At 38.2% G+C, this 14,875-nt stretch carries 15 protein-coding genes; 3 read left to right on the top strand and 12 right to left on the bottom strand.

Features of this window, described 5'->3' with window-relative positions:
• Positions 1 to 14 precede the first annotated feature (14 nt).
• Positions 15 to 461, bottom strand: a complete 447-nt coding sequence (gene aac(6') / locus ABC228_RS17325; RefSeq protein ID WP_345826431.1) for an aminoglycoside 6'-N-acetyltransferase — start codon at positions 459 to 461, stop codon at positions 15 to 17.
• 146 nt (positions 462 to 607) lie between these two features.
• On the opposite strand from aac(6'), the gene ABC228_RS17320 reads away from it, so the two are divergent.
• Positions 608 to 2,230: a catalase gene (locus ABC228_RS17320; RefSeq protein ID WP_345826430.1), complete on the top strand. Its 1,623-nt coding sequence runs from the start codon at positions 608 to 610 to the stop codon at positions 2,228 to 2,230.
• A gap of 76 nt (positions 2,231 to 2,306) precedes the next feature.
• Here ABC228_RS17320 and ABC228_RS17315 read toward each other — a convergent pair whose 3' ends face one another.
• Entirely contained in the window at positions 2,307 to 2,603 is a 297-nt protein-coding gene (locus tag ABC228_RS17315; RefSeq protein WP_345826429.1) for an iron-sulfur cluster assembly accessory protein, read from the bottom strand.
• 173 nt (positions 2,604 to 2,776) lie between these two features.
• On the opposite strand from ABC228_RS17315, the gene ABC228_RS17310 reads away from it, so the two are divergent.
• Positions 2,777 to 3,445, top strand: a complete 669-nt coding sequence (locus ABC228_RS17310; protein ID WP_345826428.1) for a GntR family transcriptional regulator — start codon at positions 2,777 to 2,779, stop codon at positions 3,443 to 3,445.
• Between the two features lie 53 nt (positions 3,446 to 3,498).
• Here ABC228_RS17310 and brnQ read toward each other — a convergent pair whose 3' ends face one another.
• The 7 genes from brnQ to ABC228_RS17275 form a co-directional block, all read right to left on the bottom strand.
• Positions 3,499 to 4,851: a branched-chain amino acid transport system II carrier protein gene (brnQ, locus tag ABC228_RS17305; protein WP_345826427.1), complete on the bottom strand. Its 1,353-nt coding sequence runs from the start codon at positions 4,849 to 4,851 to the stop codon at positions 3,499 to 3,501.
• Positions 4,852 to 5,112: 261 nt separating this feature from the next.
• Positions 5,113 to 5,838, bottom strand: coding sequence for an EcsC family protein (locus tag ABC228_RS17300; RefSeq protein WP_345826426.1), 726 nt, complete (start codon positions 5,836 to 5,838; stop codon positions 5,113 to 5,115).
• A 37-nt stretch (positions 5,839 to 5,875) separates the two neighbouring features.
• Positions 5,876 to 7,606, bottom strand: a complete 1,731-nt coding sequence (locus ABC228_RS17295) for an ABC transporter ATP-binding protein (protein ID WP_345826425.1) — start codon at positions 7,604 to 7,606, stop codon at positions 5,876 to 5,878.
• Positions 7,607 to 7,675: 69 nt separating this feature from the next.
• Positions 7,676 to 8,800: a radical SAM/CxCxxxxC motif protein YfkAB gene (gene yfkAB, locus ABC228_RS17290; RefSeq protein ID WP_345826474.1), complete on the bottom strand. Its 1,125-nt coding sequence runs from the start codon at positions 8,798 to 8,800 to the stop codon at positions 7,676 to 7,678.
• Between the two features lie 187 nt (positions 8,801 to 8,987).
• Positions 8,988 to 10,589, bottom strand: a complete 1,602-nt coding sequence (locus tag ABC228_RS17285; protein ID WP_345826424.1) for an ABC transporter permease — start codon at positions 10,587 to 10,589, stop codon at positions 8,988 to 8,990.
• Positions 10,589 to 11,503 carry an ABC transporter ATP-binding protein gene (locus tag ABC228_RS17280; RefSeq protein ID WP_345826423.1) on the bottom strand — a complete coding sequence of 305 codons (915 nt, stop codon included), beginning with the start codon at positions 11,501 to 11,503 and terminating at the stop codon, positions 10,589 to 10,591. Before ABC228_RS17280 ends, ABC228_RS17285 begins: the two co-directional genes overlap by 1 nt.
• A 14-nt stretch (positions 11,504 to 11,517) precedes the next feature.
• Positions 11,518 to 12,150: a TetR/AcrR family transcriptional regulator gene (locus ABC228_RS17275; RefSeq protein ID WP_345826422.1), complete on the bottom strand. Its 633-nt coding sequence runs from the start codon at positions 12,148 to 12,150 to the stop codon at positions 11,518 to 11,520.
• Between the two features lie 253 nt (positions 12,151 to 12,403).
• On the opposite strand from ABC228_RS17275, the gene ABC228_RS17270 reads away from it, so the two are divergent.
• A complete protein-coding gene (locus ABC228_RS17270; protein WP_345826421.1) occupies positions 12,404 to 12,991 on the top strand; it encodes a TetR/AcrR family transcriptional regulator in 588 nt (195 codons plus the stop codon).
• 53 nt (positions 12,992 to 13,044) lie between these two features.
• Here ABC228_RS17270 and ABC228_RS17265 read toward each other — a convergent pair whose 3' ends face one another.
• From ABC228_RS17265 to ABC228_RS17255, 3 genes are read right to left on the bottom strand one after another with little or no spacing between them, the layout of a single operon-like run.
• Positions 13,045 to 13,851, bottom strand: a complete 807-nt coding sequence (locus ABC228_RS17265) for a DUF4097 family beta strand repeat-containing protein (RefSeq protein WP_345826420.1) — start codon at positions 13,849 to 13,851, stop codon at positions 13,045 to 13,047.
• The gene (locus ABC228_RS17260) at positions 13,844 to 14,404 is read right to left on the bottom strand and encodes a DUF1700 domain-containing protein (RefSeq protein WP_345826419.1); all 561 of its coding nucleotides are present in this window, start codon (positions 14,402 to 14,404) and stop codon (positions 13,844 to 13,846) included. The genes ABC228_RS17265 and ABC228_RS17260 overlap by 8 nt, the downstream gene beginning before the upstream one ends.
• Positions 14,397 to 14,720, bottom strand: coding sequence for a PadR family transcriptional regulator (locus ABC228_RS17255; protein WP_345826418.1), 324 nt, complete (start codon positions 14,718 to 14,720; stop codon positions 14,397 to 14,399). Before ABC228_RS17255 ends, ABC228_RS17260 begins: the two co-directional genes overlap by 8 nt.
• Between the last annotated feature and the right edge of the window lie 155 nt (positions 14,721 to 14,875).

Raw genomic sequence — 14,875 nt, 5'->3', positions numbered from 1 at the left:
AAAAGGATTAAGAGTTAATCAAGATCACGAATAAATGTAATTAATCGACCCGCTTCCTTGAATCCTAGACTCATATGAAATGGATAGCTGTCTTGATTATCAATTTCCATATCTGAACCCACTTGTGTACAACCTTTTCGCTTTAACCAAGCCTTTCCTTCATTAAACAGTAAAGTAGATATGCCTTTTCTACGATGTGTAGGTTGAACATAAATCCCTTCTAAGTAACCGGTTGGGCTTGAATCTGAACCCTCTACATAATCAACCCGAATGGAAACATGTAAAAACGCAACCGGAACTCCTCGATCCAGATACAGAAATAGCTTGTTGTTGTCTGATTCAATATTATCTAAGAAATCATTCTTCAGTTCACTATATTCATTGCCCGGCCATAATTCCATCCCTAATTTTGTAAGACTATCTACCTGTTCTTTTCCCGCTTCCATAATCATATGATCCATTTCGACACCTTGCTCTCTATTATTTATTAATACTAGAATAGCTTTCCACGCACAATCTGTAAATTATCTTCAAAAATCGATTATTTTCGCTTCGTTCTGGTAAGCATAGATATTGTGATTAAGTATTGATGAAAGAGGAGATAGTGATGGAAAAAGATTCAAAGAACACCTCAGAAACGAATATTGAAAATGATGACACCCTAACAACAAGACAAGGACATCCCGTAACGAACAATCAAAACATCCGCACGGTAGGAAATCGTGGTCCAGCAACCCTTGAAAACTATGATTTCATTGAGAAAATTAGTCATTTTGACCGCGAAAAGGTTCCAGAACGGATAGTTCACGCACGCGGTGCTGGTGCACATGGGTATTTTGAAACGTACGGAACTGCAGGAGATGAGCCGGTATCCAAATACACCAGAGCGAAGGTGTTCCAAGAGAAGGGTAAGCAAACACCAGTATTCGTTCGTTTCTCCACCGTTGTACATGGACTACATTCTCCGGAAACTGTACGCGATCCGCGTGGATTTGCGGTAAAGTTTTACACGGAGGATGGAAACTGGGACTTAGTAGGTAACAATTTAAAAATTTTCTTTATCCGTGATGCAATGAAGTTTCCGGATATGATTCATGCATTTCGCCCAGACCCAGTGACAAACATTCAAAATCCAGAGCGCTTCTTCGACTTTTGCGCAAGCTCTCCAGAGTCATTTCACATGGTGACTTTGGTTTATTCTCCATGGGGAATTCCAGCGAACTATCGCATGATGCAAGGCTCTGGTGTTAATACCTACAAATGGGTAAACAAAGACGGTGAGGCAGTTTTAGTAAAATACCACTGGGAACCAAAACAAGGTATTAAAAACCTAACTGTTAAAGAAGCAGAAGAAATTCAAGGAAAAAACTTCAATCATGCCACCCAGGATTTATATGAAGCAATTGAACGTGGTGATTATCCGGAGTGGGAGCTATTCGTGCAAATTATGGAAGACGGTCCACATCCAGAGCTTGATTTTGATCCATTAGATGATACAAAGCTATGGCCCGAAGACCAATTCCCTTGGCTTCCGGTTGGTCGTATGGTTCTGAACAAAAATCCAGAGAACTTTTTTACAGAAGTCGAGCAAGCAGCATTTGGAACAGGTGTCCTTGTGGATGGTCTCGATTTCTCTGATGATAAAATGCTGCAGGGTAGAACCTTTTCGTATTCCGATACCCAGCGTTACCGTGTAGGCGCAAACTATTTACAGGTCCCTATTAATGCAGCCAAGAAACGCGTTGCAACCAATCAAGAAGGTGGACAACTACGACATGCAAATGACAAGGCACCTGGACAAAATCCACATATTAATTATGAGCCTTCCATTCTAGGAGGTTTAAAGGAAGCAGAACAGGTTGGTAAGGAATATACGCCAATGATTGAAGGAAATCTTGTTCGAGAATCCATTGATCGGAATGACAATACAAAGCAAGCAGGTGAAACTTACCGTAGCTTTGAAAAGTGGGAAAAGGATGAGTTAATCACTAACCTTGTAAACGACCTCGCTATTTGTGACAAGCGTATACAGGATAAGATGATTGCACTTGCCGAAGAGGCAGATTCAGAATACGGAAGTCGCTTACGTGAAGGGTTAGAAATGAAGGCAAAAGAAATGAAGAATATGAAAATGGAAGCAGGCGAAGAAATGCATCCACTTGGAGCCAAGGATGCTCATCAAGCAGTAAAAGATGCAGTTGATAAAGGGCATGAGGCAGACCCATATTAAAATGAGAAGAGGCACCTAAATGTGAAGGTGCCTCTACTTATTTAGGCAGCGTCTCACACCCTACCCCTACATTCTTTTAATGATGGTGACCCATCTTTGGATTTGTAATAACCATTTCTTCTTGAGGGACATAGAAATATTGAATCCAAACCCCATCAAGGTACTCATTGCCTTTTTCAAGAATGATATCAATCTCTTTATCAGTTTGAACTACTTCATCATTCTCTGTCGGAACATCTAATTCAATGTCATAATGTGCGTGATCACCATGGATATGGGTCACGAAAACACGAATCATCTTTCCTTTTGCGTCTTCACTTTCCAACATTTTTTTCAGCACCTTAGCTGCATTTCGATTTATTTTGCATTTCATTTTACTATCTCCTATTCAACTAGTTTACTCCTATATTGTTTCAGTTTTCTCCAAAAAAGACAAATTAAACATCTTGGCTAAATCACTGCAATTCTATCACTGTTTTTTTACATATTCATCATAGTAGATTTCATGTATACTAGTAATAACAAAGTGCTGAAAGGATGATTTCCATGCCAATACCGACCAACCTTTCAAAACCAGTTCGAAAAACGGCTAAGGAAAGCGCATACAACCAAATATTGTACTGGATTATTGATGGAACCTTACAACCTGGTGAAAAATTGAATGATAACGAGCTAGCCGAGGCATTGGGTGTAAGCAGAACGCCAATTAGAGAGTCATTACAATTACTAGAGTCACAAGGGTTCGTCAAAATGTATCCTGGTAAGGCCACACAAGTTACAGAAGTAGAAAAAGAATCCATCAAAGAGCTACTGCCTCCACTCGCAGTTTTACAGGCTTTATCAGCAGAGCTCGCTACTGATAATATGACAGAAGCAAGCATTGCCTCATTACAAGCAATCAATCAGGAATTTCATGATGCAATCCATTCTGGTAATTTTCATTTAGCGCTAAATATTGATGAGCAATTCCACCAATTAATAGTCGATACTGCTGACAATCCTTATATTAGTGGTATTGTTGAAAACCTTCAGGCACATGTTCGAAGATTATTTTTTCACAACTCCATTATACTTACAGAAAGTTCTATAGTAGAACATCAACATATCATTACGGCGATAAAAGAAAGAAATAAAGCGGAAGCATCGAATCTAATGAAAAGGAATTGGCTTCGCAGCCTCCAAGAATTCGATGTCCCTGAAAAAATAGTTCAATAAAAAAGTTGGTTTCCTAACATTTTAATAGGAAACCAACTTTTCTTTCTAACCACTTAGGCAGGTTCCGATACCTTTTCAAAGTGTGCAACTATCCCTGTAAGAATAATGACAATTAAAGCAGGTACTAACCATCCTAATCCTTCGTTATATAAAGGAAGTACATTTTCATAAAACGTTACAATCGGTTGGAACCAACCATACCCTTCAATCCCGAGTGATCCATATAATGTTTTCAGACCATCCACAATACTTATAAAGAAAGTTACAACTATAGTGGATACATACACAAGTCGTGCATGCCTGAATAATGGTGATAAAAATGTTAATAGCATTAATACAATAGCCAACGGATAAAGGAACATTAATACCGGTATGGAGTAAGAAATAATATTTGATAGACCAAAATTTGCAATAACAAATGTTAAGACGGTAAAGAAAACCACCAGTGTTTTATAACTAAACTTAGGGAATAAGCGGTGAAAATACTCTCCACAAGCTGTCATTAGCCCAATGTTTGTTGTTAAACAAGCAAGGATGATAACGATACCTAAGAGAATAGAACCTAATGTTCCAAAATAATAGTTAGCAGCACTACTTAATACCGGGCCGCCTGTATCAAATACACCAAACGCTTCTGTGCTTACTGCCCCTAAATAAGCAATTCCCACATAAATGATTCCTAGTAAGGCAATAGCAATTACTCCTGTTTTAGCTGTTGCTCGTAAGATACCCTTCTTTGAGGTAACCCCCAACGAACGGATTGCATTAATCACAATAATTCCAAACACAAGTGACGCTAAAGCATCCATCGTATTATAGCCTTCTAAAAAGCCTTTCGTAAAAGCACCAGTTTGATAGGCTTCTAGCGGAGCTTGTAAAGACCCCATCGGTTTAAACACAACCAAAACGAGTAGTATTGCGAGTAGAACTACAATTCCTGGCGCGAGGTATTTTCCAACATTGTCTACAATTTTCGCTGGATTTAACGAGAACCATAATGAAATAGCGAAAAACACCAATGTAAATAAGAATAGAGCTAATTGTGTAGATCCTTCTCCTAAATGTGGTGCAATTGCGATATCAAAAGCTACTGCTCCAGTTCTTGGAGCCGCAAAGAATGGTCCAATTGTTAAATATAATAAAGAGGTAAACAAAACGGCATATGACGGATTGACTCTACTAGCAAGATCCTGTAAATCCTTGCTTCCCGAGAAACCCATCGCTAAAATTCCGAGCAAAGGTAATCCGACGCCAGTAATTAAAAATCCAATTACTGCTGGCCATAGACTTGTACCTGATGCTTGTCCAAGCTGTGCTGGAAAGATTAAATTCCCGGCTCCAAAGAATAATGCAAATAGCATGACACCTATGATAAAATATGATGAAAACGATAGCTTTTCTTTCAATTCTCTCTCTCCTTGATGTGAATTTCCAAATTATCAGATATTGTAATATGCAATATATTGCGTAGTAATGGAATTCATCATACTACCCTTTACTCCAAAATGCAACAGGTTCCGACAAAATTTTTTGACTTTTTAAAACTATAGTATTCTATTATAATTTTCAGTTACATACAAAAAGCTAATCCTTGGTTTAATCACCAGTGATTAGCTCTTTTATGGGCTATTTTAGCAAATATCATAATTAGGTGAATCGATCCATCATCATTCATAATCCTTTGGAGTTTCGGATAATATTCGAAGTCGATAAGCATTCATAGCCGTTTCTCCTAAATGATCTAACAAATTGTAATTCGCATATGCGCCAACAATTGCCCCAATTCCTGGGACAAGCTGTAATAGCTTTACAAAATCAATATAATCTCGATACTCCTGTTGGAAGACTCGCCAGTCCATATCTGCAAGCTCTTTCTTCCGCTCATCCCAATTATCAATAATGAAAAACGTTTCCTTTTGCTTATCATCACTTGAAAAAGCCAACTGAAAAATATGAAGAATAAAGAGCCGCTCCTCATAGTCCTTCGTATCATATCCGTAGATAGCAGCTGCTTCAAACAAAAATTTCATTTTTATCGATAACAATAAAGGAAAATCTGCAAGCCCTAGAAAAATGCCGCCTGCTCCGGTACCTGCTCCCTCGACAGTAGCCGTCTTACGATAGGTCACCAGTTTTTCCTTAGCAAGCTCATCTCTTTCCAGTAGACTTTTTCCAGGTATCGGACGTTTTGTTGTTATATTAGATCCAACTAAGGTTGCTTTTACCATATTTTTAATTGCTTCCGTAATGATATGATGTGCTTTTTCCGGGATGAAACCATTGACCTTATTCTGAGCCTTCTTTGCCCAACGATTAACGAGACCTGAACGTTTCATAATCTTCGTTCGCCATGCTTGAAGTTCATCATATACGTTCAATTCATATTCCTTCATGATTCTCATCCTCAATAATTAATTGCTCTCAGATATACTATGTTAATTGCTGTTCAGCAAACTCTCGATATAAATCATGCTGCTCCATTAATTCCTGATGGGTTCCACTACCTGTTATTTTTCCTTTTTCAATAAAAATAATCTTATTCGCATCAACAATGGTAGATAATCGATGCGCAATGACAAATGTTGTACGTCCTTCCATTAGTCTTGTCAAAGCCTCTTGAACAATACCTTCTGACTGACTGTCTAAGCTTGCTGTCGCTTCATCCATCATAAGAATTTTTGGATCTCGTAAAAATGCACGTGCTATGCTAATACGCTGTCTTTGTCCACCTGAAAGCTTTACCCCTCGTTCTCCAACCTCTGTATCAAGTCCCTTTTCGAAGGACTGAATAAACTCATTCGCATAGGCCATTTTAGCAACCTCCCAAAGCTGTTCATCTGGGATATCCTCTGCATTCTCTAAACCATATGTTAAATTTTCTCGAATGGTTCCAGCCATCATCGCACTTTCCTGCGAAACATAACCAATCTGGCCACGCCATGACTTCAGAGAGAGGGATTTAATATTAGTATCGCCAATTCGTATCTCACCACTAGTCGGTTCATAATACTGCTCTAACAAGGAAAACATAGTAGTTTTCCCACCACCACTTGGACCAGCAAAGGCAACCATCTCTCCTGGATTCGCTTGGAATGTTACATTTTGTAGCACAGGTTCCGAATCATCATATGCAAATGAGACATTCGAAACATAGACTGGTTGATTCGTAATATCCTGTTCAATACCATCTTGCCCATCTTCCTCCGCTACTTCCAGAATATCAATGATACGTTCTGTTGCACCTTTTGCTTTTTGTAATTGCGTAAAAAACATTGCAAATGATGTAATTGGAAATATGATTTGGAAGAGGTAAAGTAAAAACGCTACTAGGGAACCTGTAGACATCGTACCGTCCGCAACACGAATCCCACCGTATCCAATAATGACAACTATCACCAACATCATAACGGTATAAATTAGTGGTCCAATCAGGGCAAAGATTCGAGCTTCCTTTAATCCAAAAGTTAATAGACGCCTTATTCCTGTCATACCACTTGCTTCTTCAACCTTTTCTGCCGTCGAAGATTTCATTAACCGAATTTCACTAATCGTTTGTTGAATACTTCCGGAAAAAGCAGCTGTTTGATCCTGTAAATTCCGGGAAACCTTAGCCATTCTACTACCAAGTGGTATCATGATTATCATGGTAATTGGCACCGCAAGCAGCATCATCAATGTCATTTTCCAATCCATTATGAAGAGAATAATCACCGCCCCAACAATGGATATTAGTCCTCCAATAAATTGTGGGAAATGCTGGGATATTAAATCCTTCACAATTCCTGTATCATTGACAACTCGACTGACCGACTCTCCGCTTGCCTGTCTATCAAAGTACCCTACTGGGAGGCGTAATAGCTTAAACCACATTTTTTCACGCAATCGTGCCACAATTTTTTGCCCGACTGCCGCTAACAAATAAGTCGATACGCCATCAATAACTGCTTGTAAGATAAAGACAACACCTATTGTAATCATTAAACCAATACTCAATGACTCTACTGAAAATCCATCGACTAACTCTCTTGTTAATAGCGGAATCGTCAACCCGATTATAGTCGTAATGATGCTACCTACTAATCCGACTGTTAGAGCAAGCTTTGGGATCTTTGTAGATAATAGCAAGGTAATGAAGGGGGCTAAACCTTTACGTTCTTTCATTGTTTTTTCTCCAATTCTATTCTTAATTTAGAATAAGGGACAAGCTCTTATGTCTTATCCCTTTACTAACTATCGACTAATACGGGCCATTCTTTTCTGGAAATCGACCTCTTTATAATAAGCATTCTTCACCAAGAGATTTGGGCCTAAACAGTTTACTGCCGGACAATGACAATTTAAGCCTTTAGCAGTGTTAGACGATACCCACCTCTCATATGCATCAGGTAAAGTAGTATCCTGAATATTTCCTAGTGACGGCTCTTCATCACCAAAGTCAGTAACAATGATATCACCAGTAAAAATATTGACATTTAAACGGGATCTTCCGTCCGGATCATTACGGACGGTTACATTCTTTTCTCTATACAATCGTTGCAATAAAGCTAACTCCTCTTGTGAGGAACTACATGCATAAAATGGTAGGGTCCCAAATAGCATCCACACATCTTGATTACGATGATCAAGCAATCGAGTAATACCTTCTCGCATCTCGTCTAGACTTAACGTTTCGAGATTACTAGCAAAGTCAACGGGGTACATCGGATGAACCTCATGACGCGTACAGCCCATTTCCATAATATGATCATGAATCGTTTCTAAATACGGGAAGGTTCGTTTATTTAACATCGTTTCTGCCGACACCATTACCCCTTCTTTAGAAAGTGCTTGAGCATTTTCAACCATTCTCTCAAAATATTTTTTTCTGTTTTCTTCAGTTGGCTTTCGCTCCATTCTTGCAAAGCCTGTTTCAGCAAATTCTTCTGCTGTTCCCCAGTTATGCGAAATATGTAATACATCTAAATATGGAATGATTTCCTCATAGCGCTCAAAGGGGAGTGTAAGATTGGAATTAATTTGTGTCCGAACACCACGTTCATGTGCATATTTCAGTAATGGAACCACATAATTACGAACCGATTTTTTATTCATCATCGGTTCTCCGCCGGTAATACTCATGGTTCTTAACTGCGGAATCTCCTCTAGCCGTTGTATTAATAATTCAGCTGGTAAGGCATCAGGATCCTTTGACTGCAGCATATAACCGACTGCACAGTGAGCACAACGCATATTACATAGATATGTTGTTGTAAATTCAACATTCGATAACGCCATGGCCCCGTATTCTTCCACATCCATATAAGCTTCCCAAGGGTCATAGTGTGGCGTTAAGGCTTTCATTTCTTTCGTTTTCATCATAAATATTCCTTTCAATCATACTCTAAGTTTCTTCCAAAATAATTGAAGTGTTTCGTTCATTATATCGTGACTAAGCCTCTCTTATTCTATCATGTTCAACTAGCCATGAGACTTAATTTTGTTCATTCCATATAAAAAGCCATACGCTCTATTGTTACTGGGAACGTATGGCAACTCTTTACTTCTATCCTTCTATATCACGTTTATTATATCCAATAAATCCAAGGATTGATAAAACAAGGGCCACAACTGTTAAGATAACAATCGGCATCCAGCTCATTTCCTCTACTGGAAGCTGTGGTACATGGCCAAACGGCGAAAGCTTACCTACCCACTCTTCTAATTGGAAGATTCCTCCTAGGTATAAGACCATGAAAGAATAAAATACATATAACCATATTAAACTAGTACGTCTTGGGAGATAACCAATTAACAACACAGCCATACTTATCATCACAAGCATCGCAGGATAGTACGCTAACGCCATACCATAAATAGTTCCAAATTCAAACGGTTCATCCATTACCGAGGCACCTGCTACCCAAAGTCCAATCCCAGCTAGCGAAATCATGACGAAGGCATTTACGACCGAAATGATTAGAAAACTTGCCATTAACTTTGTACGAGAAACAGCCCTTCCAAGTATGTGCTCCACTCGGTTTTTCTTCTCTTCCCCATATAATTTATTCATTGCCATAATAGGTGGAACGGTTGCCAGTATTCCCATAACAATCATCAGCATTGGCAAAAATTGCTCCGTAACAGAAAATCCTTCTTCTGACGCTAACATTTGCTGCATCAGATCATTTCCTTCAAAAAAGGAATCCAAATCTCCTAGTACAGAACCGTATGATGCGCCCATGACAAACATCCCAATTGCCCAAGAAATGGTTCCAGTCCGTTGAAGCCTTAATGCTAACCCTATTGGCGATTGTAAAAATGCAGTGGCATGCTTCTTACCAGGCTTTGATGGGAGAAACCCTGCCTCCAGATCTCGAATGGCATTTAGATAGTTTGCGAGACTAAATAAAACAAGCGAAACAATCAGCGTTAAAATAATCGGCCACCAGTTATTTTCTCCATATGCAGCGGTTTTGGTGACCCATCCTAGAGGAGATATCCAACTTAATGCTTCATTACTGACATCGCCTATACCCCGAACTAAATATGCAATAAGAAGTACTGCAATTGAGTATCCTATTGTACCACGAGAGCTTTCGGACAGTTGCGCAAATAATGCCGTAACTCCAGCAAAAATAATCCCGGTTGCCCCTAAAGCAGCACCATATAATAAGGAGCCTTCCAAATTCATTGATTCTATATTTAATGCGTATAGACCAACCCCAACAATAATCGCTAACAAAATATTGGTTATCGTATAAACGACCAATGTTGCATTTAAGCTTGAGAGTCTACCAACAGGTAACGATCGAATCAGCTCAATTCGACCATCCTCTTCATCCCCTCTAGTGTGTCTTGCCACTAGTAGAATGCTCATCAAACCTACAACGACTGCTGTCATTAATAGCATTTGGTGAGCAGTCATCACACCAACCGTATAGTTATCCAAATCTGCCTGACCAACCATGGCAATCATTGCAGGATTTTCCATTGTTTCTGCCATAGCATCACGTTCCTGCTGTGAACCATATAACCCTAAAAATGTAACCGGAACAATAAACGTAAAGAAGCATATTCCAATTAGCCAGATTGGAATGCGTAAGCGATCCCGTCTAATAATTAATCGGGAAAGCCTACCAGTTCTTCTGTAAATCATATTCGCCATTACGATTTCCCCCCTGCTCCAGCCTCCGTTTGGTCCTTTCCTTCATAGTGTCGCATAAACAGGTCTTCAAGAGTTGGAGGTGCACTTTCTAGCTTCACAATTCCAAACTGACTAATGTGCTTAATAACAGCATCAAGCTCCTCCCCATCCACTTGAAACGATAGAGCATGCTCTTTTTCTTCTACTTTATGGATACCATTTAACTCTTGTAAGCCTGTAATAGGTGTCTTCGTTTCAACAAGGAGATTGGTTCTGGTTAAATGACGCAGTTCATTCAATGAACCAGTTTCAATAATTTGTCCCTGACGAATAATACCAACGCGATCACACAGCTTCTCTACCTCAGAGAGAATATGACTAGACAAAAGGACGCTTTTCCCAGCTTGTTTTGCTTCCAATACACATTCTTGGAAGACTTGCTCCATTAATGGATCTAATCCAGATGTTGGTTCATCTAATATATATAAATCCGCATCGGAGGAGAAGGCAGCCACTAATGCAACCTTTTGACGATTACCCTTTGAATAAGTACGGCATTTCTTGGAGGGATCCAGATTAAAGCGTTTGATTAACTCCTCACGTCTATTCCGATTATTTCCTCCACGGAGTTTCACAAATAAATCGATTACTTCTCCTCCAGTTAAGTTAGGCCATAGGTTAACATCTCCAGGGACATAAGCGATGTGCTTATGAATTTCTACCGCATCTTCCCATACATCCTTGCCAAAAATCTGCGCGCTTCCTTCAGTCGCCTTTAAAATACCCAGCAATACTCGAATTGTAGTTGACTTACCAGCACCGTTCGGGCCAATAAATCCAAACACCTCTCCCTTATTCACTTCCAGGTTAACACCATCTAATGCTTTGAACTTACCAAACCTTTTCGTTAAATTACTTATCTGAATAACACTCATTTCTTCCCCTCCTCTTATTTATAAAAAATGGTTTTTAAAATCTTAAGATAGTCATAAAACTCATCCCAGTAAGGATCCATATTCGTAGTAGTCACATTTTGATGTTTAAATTGTTTCATTAGATTATTTTGATACCCCTCAATAGACCATCCAATCAGCTGATAGGCTTTTTCCCGATCGACATCCTCACGAAATAATGACGTGTCAATATTTTCATACATCACGGAATGGCGTAGATTTATAATTTCCTCATATCGTTTTGTTAGATTTTCTGGCAGCTCAATTTCTTCTTGTATATAAACATTTGCAAGAAATCCAAGTATGTTTGGATAGTCTTGATTGTACGCCATCTTAATTTTGGCTATCTGTCTCAGCCGTTCAATAAAATCCGGTTCATTGGTATCGATTTTCCCTAAAAATTCATTGGTAATGATAGCTAAGCTATAGTCAATTAAATACAGGTATAGTTCTTTTTTATTTTTGAAGTAATAAAACAGCATGCCTTTACCAATCCCAGCATTTTTCACAATATTATTGGTAGAAGCTTGTTCATAGCCATTCTCAGCAAATTCCTGAAGCGCCGCATGAATAATTTTTTCTCGTTTATCTGGTTTGAGGTTATAAAATGGTTGGTTAATTTTTCTCACCTCTCATGCTTAGTTTATTGGTTCGTAAGAGCTTTTAGACCATGCTGGTCGATTTAAGCGTACCAGTTTAGACCAGTGTGGTCAATGCTGGTTTTTTAAAGGATAACCAAATCTTACTCGATGAATAATTATGAAATATTTTTACTTATATAGTTCATAATATACAATAGATTTTGTTTTGACAACATATTTTTGAAATATCTTTATTGTCTTATTTCAAAACTTTATATAAAATGGGATAGAGGTGAACCAGATGGACGGATTTCAGCGAAGAAGAGAAATAAAAATGAAGCAAATTTTAGAAGGAGCATTGTCTCTGTTTCTTAAGCATGGTGTACAAAAGGTGTCCGTAGCCGAAATTGCGAAGGAAGCAAATGTTTCTCAAGTAACCATCTACAATTATTTCGAAAATAAACATAAGCTCACAAACGAGGTAATTAGTTACTATATAGAAGAATCATGGCTAGAAGCCGAGGAGCTCATCGATAGTGATCTTCCATTTCCAGAAAAAATAAAACAGGTGATCTACCGCAACACGAAAGTTGCAAACAATATCCATGAAGACTTTTATCAGTACCTAATGAAGGAATATACGACTAATAATAGTGATATTAATAAGTTCTATGCAGATAGGGTGATACCTCGCTTAGCTGAATTTTTTTCCATTGGAAAAGAACAGGGCTATATTGATCCAACTATATCGAATGAAGCAATCATGTTTTACCTTCAAATGTTTAGTGAATATATCTCAAAGGAAGAAGTGTCTCAGCAATCACATCATTTAAGCGAGGAACTCACGAAGCTATTCTTCTATGGGATTACAGGTAAAAAAGTAGAATAAGAATTCATAAGAAAAGGTGGCACATTCAATAGTGCCACCTTTTTCCTAATTCATTATTTTGTTACAGTTACGCTTCCGTTCACCGTCTTTAAGTTAACTTTATTTTCGCCATCTCCGAAAATTTCATGTTCCGAATCACGACCAAATATTTCACCTTTACCATTGACTACACTTATGTCAATCGTAGCATTTGTTGGTTCATTTTCAGTTTGTACTTCAATTCTGCCATTAACAGATTCTAAATCAATTGGACGATCCAAATTGTCTGTAATCAGTGTCGTACTACCGTTCGTAACATCCCCTGTAATAGCACCTGTTACGTCTTGTAGTTCAATACGTCCATTTTCTGATTGTACCTTTGTAGAGGTAGCATCTAGGCTAGAAACACGTATTCTACCATTCTCCGACTCCAAATCCACGTTTTCGATCGTTAAATTTTCAGCAATTATTTTTCCGTTATCAACATCCACTTGAAGATTCTCATACTGCTTTTCTGGAAGCTGTATAACTAACTTGGGACTTGAAAAGTCAAAATCAAAGCTAACGTTAAAGAACTTTAGAAATTTCTCTTTCGCGATAACCGATAGCTTATTTCCATCTTGCTTCGCTTCAAATTTATACTTTGTATGTGATTCATTAGCAGTGAATTCAACAGTCATAACTTCTTCATCGGTTGGTATTATCTCGACACTAGCGTTATCACTTTCAACATAAAACTCTGTAATATTATTTACATCAAATGCTTTCTTTTCCATAATTCGCTCTGATGCATTAGAGGCTCTGTACGTTAGCACGCTCCCAATAATTCCTACAATTAGTAGAATGGAGGCTAACATTAACCATAATCGCTGCTTAGGCATCTTTCATTCCTCCTTTAACAAGTCGAACATTATAGTTCAAATACTTCACAAATCCTTTTATAACAAATCTTGTTACATAATACATTCCTATCGTAATAAAAATTCCTAACCCGGTAAGCCCAATTGAAAAGAATAAATCATAGAATGAAAACACTTCTGGGTAAACTGCTACATTTATTAATACAAGCACAGGTGAAAGAATAAAGGATATACCAACTGCCCATCCACCAAGCATAACACCTACTAGACCGATAAAAGGGCCTAATACGATAACAAGATTAAAAAATCCTAGACCAATTACTGCCCATACCGCCCGTAGAATATTACCAGTCGAAGCAGAAGTCTCGGCCTGCTCTAAGTGATATGTTGCAACTAATTCCTTTGAAATTTGCTGAGGTGAACCAAGCGAAGCAACGATTTCTTCTTCTGTCTTCCCTTCACTTTTTCCTATTTCAAAATGCTCCTGAAAGTCTTGCAAAATATCATTCTTTTCGGCTGCGGGTAGCCGCTTCAACAAATCATTTAATTTGGCAAAAAACTGTTCCTTATTCATTCCCAACACCTTCCTCGATTAATTGATTCACACCATTTGTGAATTCCTTCCAATCTGTTAATAACTCCTGGAGGTAGGATCTTCCTTCCTCTGTTAGCTGATAGTATTTTCGCGATGGACCTTCTGTCGATTCCTTTAAATAGGTGGTAAAGTATCCCTCTTTTGTTAACCTTCTTAATAACGGATAAACAGTCCCCTCAGAAATCGCAATACGATCAGAAATCTTTTGAACAAGCTCATAGCCATAACGATCCTGCTTTTCTAATAAAACCATGACGCATAACTCAAGCACACCTTTTTTAAATTGTACGTTCAAATTCTTAACACCTCTTTTTATTAGTTTCACTACTGTATAATGTATAGTACCTGTTTATGGATTATACGTTGCTAAGAACAATTTAACACACACTACTGTTTATTGCAAGGTACTGTTATAAAAAAATAGCAAAATAATGAAAAAGACCTCTAGGA

Source organism: Ornithinibacillus xuwenensis, from assembly GCF_039614845.1.
GTDB classification, from domain to species: domain Bacteria; phylum Bacillota; class Bacilli; order Bacillales; family Amphibacillaceae; genus Ornithinibacillus; species Ornithinibacillus xuwenensis.
The sequence above is the reverse complement of the archived record's forward strand: the minus strand, read 5'-3'. Positions and strand labels throughout refer to the sequence as shown.